The following is a 5720-nucleotide window of genomic DNA, read 5'->3' as shown; positions in this document are numbered from 1 at the left end:
GAATTACGCAACAAAGCCAAGTATCAGCCCAAACCAAGGTCTAAGCAACCCTTTCTCCGCGCTATTTATGCTCGCAGAACATGCCATCCGCTTGTACCCGCCCGACTGGGCTATTCGTGGCAACGTTGATGTATTGCGAGGTAGCAACATGAGCAGCCAGCGGTTAGCACAATTCTACTTACGAGCCTGCGGCGCGAGCCACGATGAACAAGAAGATTGGTACTTCTTGCGCCTCAGTGATTACCGCCCACTTAAAAAGAGAAAAAAGTAAAAACTCTCGACTGTTACTGACAGCATCCCAGAGATGCTTCGCTTTAAGATAGGACCCAAGATGAAGCAACCCTTTACTGAAACCATTGAAAACTCAGAACTTGCTATTCGCAATGCAGAAGACAGGACTGACGTATTCAATGAACTACTCGAAGGATTAGGCGTTGGTCCGGTAGCAGGCAACATTCTGCTCGATGGGTTAAATGCTTCGCCTCAATTGATGAAACAAGCAGAGCATGAACTGCTTGAAGAAGTACAACGCCGCAGACAACAACAGCATCAGCCACAAGCCGCGAGCACCAAAGGCACTAGGCGCAAGCGACCGACCATGATGCGTGGCATGGTGATCTAGAGGTTTTTACATGACGGATATGACAACCATGAGCTCCATCACCGGAGTTCTCAATACAACAGCCAATCGTGATTCTCAGATCGCATTCCAGCAGAGTTTGGTTGAGACCCTTTCTACCATTCTAAGCGATGCCCATATCGACCCGAATCAATTAGAGTCATTGATTCGCCAATTACCCATGGTGGTTGGGCGTACGGAAAAAGAAAGCTTGGATCTTTATGTCGATTCATTGGGTACTTTGTTAAAGAAGCAAGGTGCCTTTACTGGGACTGCTGCCGCTGAGACCGCTGCGCATTGGATGCAGTCACTGCAACACCAAGCGTTGAATGGTCAGATCGCACCTAGAGAAGTGGAGATGAGCGTTAATACTACGCTCGCACATCAATTCCAATCCTGGTTTAGCACACAGCTAAAAGACAAGGTCGACAGCTCGCTTCCGACCGATTTTGTCGCTAATTTCCGTTTGGGAAGCCAGAGTAACCAAGCACTGCAAATTGAAGCTTTAGATGCCAGCGCTCTTAAAGCAGCAACGGCGGAGATTAGCTCGTTTGTAAACGCAATGGCAGTGCAGATGAGTACGAGTGAGGTTCGTGAGAGTGCTATTCCGTTCTTGCGAAATGCCTTTGGTAATCTTGGCTCGGTCAACCTTAATGAGATTAAGAATTCAGACTACTTCTTAACAGAGGAAAGCTTTAGAGCTGCTGTTACCGCTCAACTTGTTGCCTCTTTCAATAGCATTGGGATCACCATCAGCACCGCTGATGCACAGGCCTTGGCGAACAAGATTGCTTGGATTCCGGGCATGTCTAAGCAGGAGCTTACCGATACGCTAAATAGCTTAGCGACACAAGTAAAAGGACAGTTTGAAAATGCCTACGGCGCAGGTGGTGTTGCTCAACTGCAAACCATCCTTGATGCCGAGATCGCGAGAATAAAATCGGATCCTAGTGCGATCACCTTATCGAGTTTGTTCTCCAATATAGCCATTGCGCTTATCAACACTCAGATCGATGCGTTCTATAACGGCTTGCTCGATGTTCAGGTCACTCAAACAACACCGGAGCAACTTGAGCGGATTAAACAAAACACCGCACAAGATATCCGACTCCTTTTCGAAAAAATAGTCGCAGGCCAAGACATCGGGACGGATTTCATTGCACGTCATCAAAAAATGATGGAGAACCAAGAAAAGCTCAATGATCGTTTGGGCAAAATCACACCAGAGGAAATTAGCAGTAAAGAAGTGAATGCCGAGCACGCATTGACCGCTCGTGATCTACTGTCGGTGATTGAATCTAGTATCGGTGACCGCTTTGATGAACGCGTCTTGTTTGCTCTAAACGAGCGCCGAGTCGACCGCCTTGAAAAGCGTAACGAGCAAAAAGAACAACTCGAAGATCTAACGATCCAATTGAAAGTGTTTAGTGTCGTTCAGTCAAAAATACACTCGACCCAAAGTGTTGATGGCACTTACAAGCCGGGTGACGCAGCGAATAACTTTAAAGCCAGCGATTTTGGCTACGACAATGATGCGGCGTTTAAGGCTTCTCCTGAATACAAATACTTAAAAGACAACAACATCACCAACCATAAAGACTTTTTAGTAAAGCAGGGAATGGAAGTTGGAAGCGACTCTTTCAAAGGGGACAAGCTGTCTAATTTCTCCAGTTCTGTCACCGCAGAATCTAAAGTGCTCAACGATGAAGTGCAGATTAAAACGACCGAGTTAAACGACACCAGTTCTCAGTACAACGCAACCGTTGAAGCGATGAACAAATTTGTTCAGAAGTATCACAGTATTTTACAAGAAATCCTACGAGCCCTTTAAGGATAAATAACCATGACTACACAAAACGCGCCAACTGACCCATCTCAAATGCAAGCAGAGGAACTCCTTTCATTTTTGGAAGAGGGGGGCACGCTAAAAATGCTGCACGATGTATCAGCAGACACCATCGAGCACATTTACGCGGTTGGATACAACTTTTTCCAGTCAGGAAAAATAGAGCAGGCCGCTAAGGTATTTCAGCTGCTTAGCATGCTTGATCACTATCAAGCGCGATTTTTCATTGGTTTGGGCGCGGCTCGTCAGGAACTGGGTGAGTACCTGCAGGCGCTTGACGCCTACAGCTACGCTGCGCTTGTGGACGTAAATGATCCACGCCCACCTTTCCACTCTGCAGAATGTCACCTCAAGCTTGAGCAACTGACGGAAGCAGAGAGTGGGTTTTACAGCGCGAAGGAGATGTCTGCTGGGAAATCAGAGTATGCAGACTTGCATCAACGAGCAGGCATCATGTTAGAAGCGGTGAGAAACAAAAGGAGTAACTAGAATATGAATTCTATTGCACTTGACCGCATTCAGAATCAGGTATACACGCCTGATTCTGACCAAACTACGTTAAACAAGGTTAACAAGACCGCTGCTCATGCATCGCCGTCAGTAACCGCCGAAAACGTAAAAGGTAAAGATGCTGAAGCATTGAACACCGGTAAGGTAAAAGTTCAGCTTGATGCACCAAATGCCGCAGTCAGCGATAAGGTGAATGACCTTACGCTTAAAGCCATGGAACAGCTACAAAAAATCGTAGACTCGATTGCCAAGGTTTTACACGCGGTTGCCGACAGTACGGGCTCGCTAGCAGTGAAAATCATCTCAGGTTATGCAGATGATTTTGAAGTTGAACTGGCTGCTATCACAGACAAACTGAAAAGCGCTCAAAACGAGCTCAAAATTCAGGAAGTGAAGGTAGCGAAAGCGAAGCACGAACAAGAAATGGCAGAAAACCTAGAGAAGATCAAAGAGTCTGAAGCGGCAGCGAAAGAAGCACAAAAATCGGGCTTAGCTTCCAAGATCTTCGGTTGGGTTAGCGCTGTGGTTTCTATTGTCGTTGGTGCCATCATGGTGGCGACAGGTGTTGGTGCGGCAGCTGGCGCATTAATGATCGCAGGCGGCGTGATGGGCGCAATCAATATGACTCTGCAAGAGCCTGCTGTTCAAGAGGCGATGAAAGAGGCCGGAATTAACGTCGATATACTTAATAAAGTCGTCATGGCGTTAGAGATTGCGACTGCCGTCATTGGCGCTGTAGTCACATTCGGAGGTTCAGCTGCGAGTGGTGTTGCGAAGTTAGCGGCGAAAAGTGCAAGTTCAATTGCGCAAAAAGTCACTGATATCGCAACCAAAGCGGCGACAAACATGGTGAAAATTGCCGATATGGGTTCTAAAGCGGCGACAACCACCGCTAAGGCAATCCGTTACGGTGCTGAGACCGTCGACCTTACTGTTAACGTAGGTAAGGGGGCCACGGACAGTGTTCATGCTGCAAACAATGCGCATGTAACTGAAATCCAAGCTGACATTACAGATTTAAGGGCGAAGATGACGCTTAGCCAAGCGGTGATCGACAAACTTAAAGAAGAAATCGCTAAGCTGATGGAAGATTTCCAAGAGCTAATGAGTGTCATCATGCAGATGATTCAGGCGAAAGGCGAAACGATGCAAGCGGTAATGAGTCGTCCAGCGACGGTTTAAGGAGCAACTATGTTAGATAAAATTAGTAATACTGGACGCGCTGACCTTTACGGTTTGGGTGAACTAGGCAAAACAACTCAGGCAGAGAAAACGTCTGAGACTAGAAGCGAAGCTGCCGCTATCCGTAGCAGCAATGATAGTGCAGTAACGGGTGCGAAGAACTACCAATTAGATGGGCCAAAAGCGCCTGCGACTGGCGATCAAGCTCGTGTGGTAGAAAAGCTGATGAGCGCGTTGGCTCCAACCGTAAATCTATTAATGCAAACCACAGAAAAAGCACTGAATGGTGAGCAAGTGGTTAAGTCACCATCGGATACCATTTCGCAATCACTGTCTCTGATTACACTGCTTTACCAAGTGTCTAAGCTAAGCCGTGAGCAACAGGTTCTGCAACGTGAAATTGCCGTTGAAGCAAACGTTGCAAGCATCAAGAGCCAAGCGGAAGAGTTGAACAACTCTGCTAAAGCGATGATCGCGATGGCGGTAGTATCAGGCGTATTGGCTGGTGTGACTGCTATTATCGGTGCCGTGGGTTCTTTCAAAGCGGGCAAAGAAATCAAGGCAGAAGTCGCGGGCAACAATGTATTGAAGATGCAAAAAGCAGGCTTTGATCAGGTTGAAGAGTTAATGGGCAATACTAACTTGTCGAAAACTCAGCAAGATCAAGTGAGACGTGCTCATGCGTTCGCAAAAGATAGCATTACTGATACGACAAATACTTTGTCTAGTGGTGGCCACAAGTTCGACAAGATAATGGGCGCAAACCAATCGAAGAACGCGGTATTGCAGGGACTTGGCCAAATGGCGAATTCAGCTGCAAATGCAGAGCAGACGAAAGCTCAAGCTCGAAGCAAAGAGGATGAGGTATTAGCAACTCGTGCTCAAGCAGACAAACAGAGAGCCGATGAAAACATTGGCTTCCAAGAAGGTTTGCTAAAAGAGCTGCGTGAGCTTTTCCGCTCTATCGCTGATAGTCAAAACCAAGCATGGCGTGCCTCTATCCCTACGGTATAGGTTTGCTATCAATCATCAAGGCGCTGGGAATACAGCGCCTTTTTTATGGAAAGAAGAAATAAATTACACGCGCTCAACCAAGCCAAATTTCTTGAAAAAATCAGATAGGTCGAGTGTCGCTAGATCTTTAAATTCACCGGCGTCATAAAAGCGACCTTTACACGTAGGACAGCTTTCAAACCAGATATGAGGCTGTTTTGGATCGACCAATCGAAGCAGGTGATTGTTTGGGCATACAGGGCAATCGATACGATCAATCGCATTGAAGGCTTTTCCGATTTCTTCGTCACCCGAATCAATCACATCAGCTAACGGCTTCATCGCCTCCACTTCGTAAGGATCGATCCATAGGCCTTTACATTCAGTGCAGCGCTCAACATCGCCTAGCGGAGTTTGCAGTTGTTCAAAGTCAGAGTTGCATTTTGGGCATTGCATTTTGTTTTTCCTTTTTATTTTCTGAAGAGAAGTGAGCCTAGTACTCCCAGCTCTCTTTTACGACAAATCAAAATACGACATCTCTCGTGCCATACGTTTTGAATCTTTTTTAGG

At 46.6% G+C, this 5720-nt stretch carries 6 protein-coding genes and 1 pseudogene; 6 read left to right on the top strand and 1 reads right to left on the bottom strand.

Annotated features, from left to right (window positions below; translation table 11 throughout):
• From KIV40_RS20810 to vopD, 6 genes and pseudogenes are all read left to right on the top strand, one after another.
• A pseudogene (locus tag KIV40_RS20810) lies at nt 1–271 on the top strand (type III secretion system regulator LcrR); the annotation flags it as partial.
• A 60-nt stretch (nt 272–331) separates the two neighbouring features.
• Nucleotides 332–622, top strand: coding sequence for an LcrG family type III secretion system chaperone (locus KIV40_RS20805; RefSeq protein ID WP_005426293.1), 291 nt, complete (start codon nt 332–334; stop codon nt 620–622).
• Nucleotides 623–632: 10 nt separating this feature from the next.
• Nucleotides 633–2450 (top strand): virulence-associated V antigen, encoded by a 1818-nt coding sequence (locus tag KIV40_RS20800; RefSeq protein WP_285351107.1) that lies wholly within the window; start codon nt 633–635, stop codon nt 2448–2450.
• A 12-nt stretch (nt 2451–2462) separates the two neighbouring features.
• Nucleotides 2463–2954, top strand: coding sequence for a SycD/LcrH family type III secretion system chaperone VcrH (vcrH, locus tag KIV40_RS20795; protein WP_005426175.1), 492 nt, complete (start codon nt 2463–2465; stop codon nt 2952–2954).
• Nucleotides 2955–2957: 3 nt separating this feature from the next.
• The gene (vopB, locus tag KIV40_RS20790) at nt 2958–4157 is read left to right on the top strand and encodes a type III secretion system translocon subunit VopB (RefSeq protein WP_285351105.1); all 1200 of its coding nucleotides are present in this window, start codon (nt 2958–2960) and stop codon (nt 4155–4157) included.
• A gap of 9 nt (nt 4158–4166) precedes the next feature.
• On the top strand, nt 4167–5171 hold the full coding sequence (gene vopD, locus KIV40_RS20785) for a type III secretion system translocon subunit VopD (protein WP_285351103.1): 1005 nt from the start codon (nt 4167–4169) through the stop codon (nt 5169–5171).
• 63 nt (nt 5172–5234) lie between these two features.
• On the opposite strand, the gene KIV40_RS20780 is transcribed toward vopD, so the two are convergent.
• Nucleotides 5235–5606, bottom strand: coding sequence for a zf-TFIIB domain-containing protein (locus KIV40_RS20780; protein ID WP_012127558.1), 372 nt, complete (start codon nt 5604–5606; stop codon nt 5235–5237).
• Nucleotides 5607–5720 lie beyond the last annotated feature (114 nt).

The sequence above is a fragment of the Vibrio sp. D173a genome, assembly GCF_030248475.1.
Note: the sequence above shows the minus strand (reverse complement) of the source record. Positions and strands in the feature narration are given on the sequence as shown.

Bases quoted from the DNA above. Each gene is read 5' to 3' on its own strand.
- vopB (WP_285351105.1), top strand. From the start codon at position 2,958: ATGAATTCTATTGCACTTGACCGCATTCAGAATCAGGTATACACGCCT.
- vcrH (WP_005426175.1), top strand. From the start codon at position 2,463: ATGACTACACAAAACGCGCCAACTGACCCATCTCAAATGCAAGCAGAG.
- vopD (WP_285351103.1), top strand. From the start codon at position 4,167: ATGTTAGATAAAATTAGTAATACTGGACGCGCTGACCTTTACGGTTTG.
- KIV40_RS20800 (WP_285351107.1), top strand. From the start codon at position 633: ATGACGGATATGACAACCATGAGCTCCATCACCGGAGTTCTCAATACA.
- KIV40_RS20780 (WP_012127558.1), bottom strand. From the start codon at position 5,606: ATGCAATGCCCAAAATGCAACTCTGACTTTGAACAACTGCAAACTCCG.
- KIV40_RS20805 (WP_005426293.1), top strand. From the start codon at position 332: ATGAAGCAACCCTTTACTGAAACCATTGAAAACTCAGAACTTGCTATT.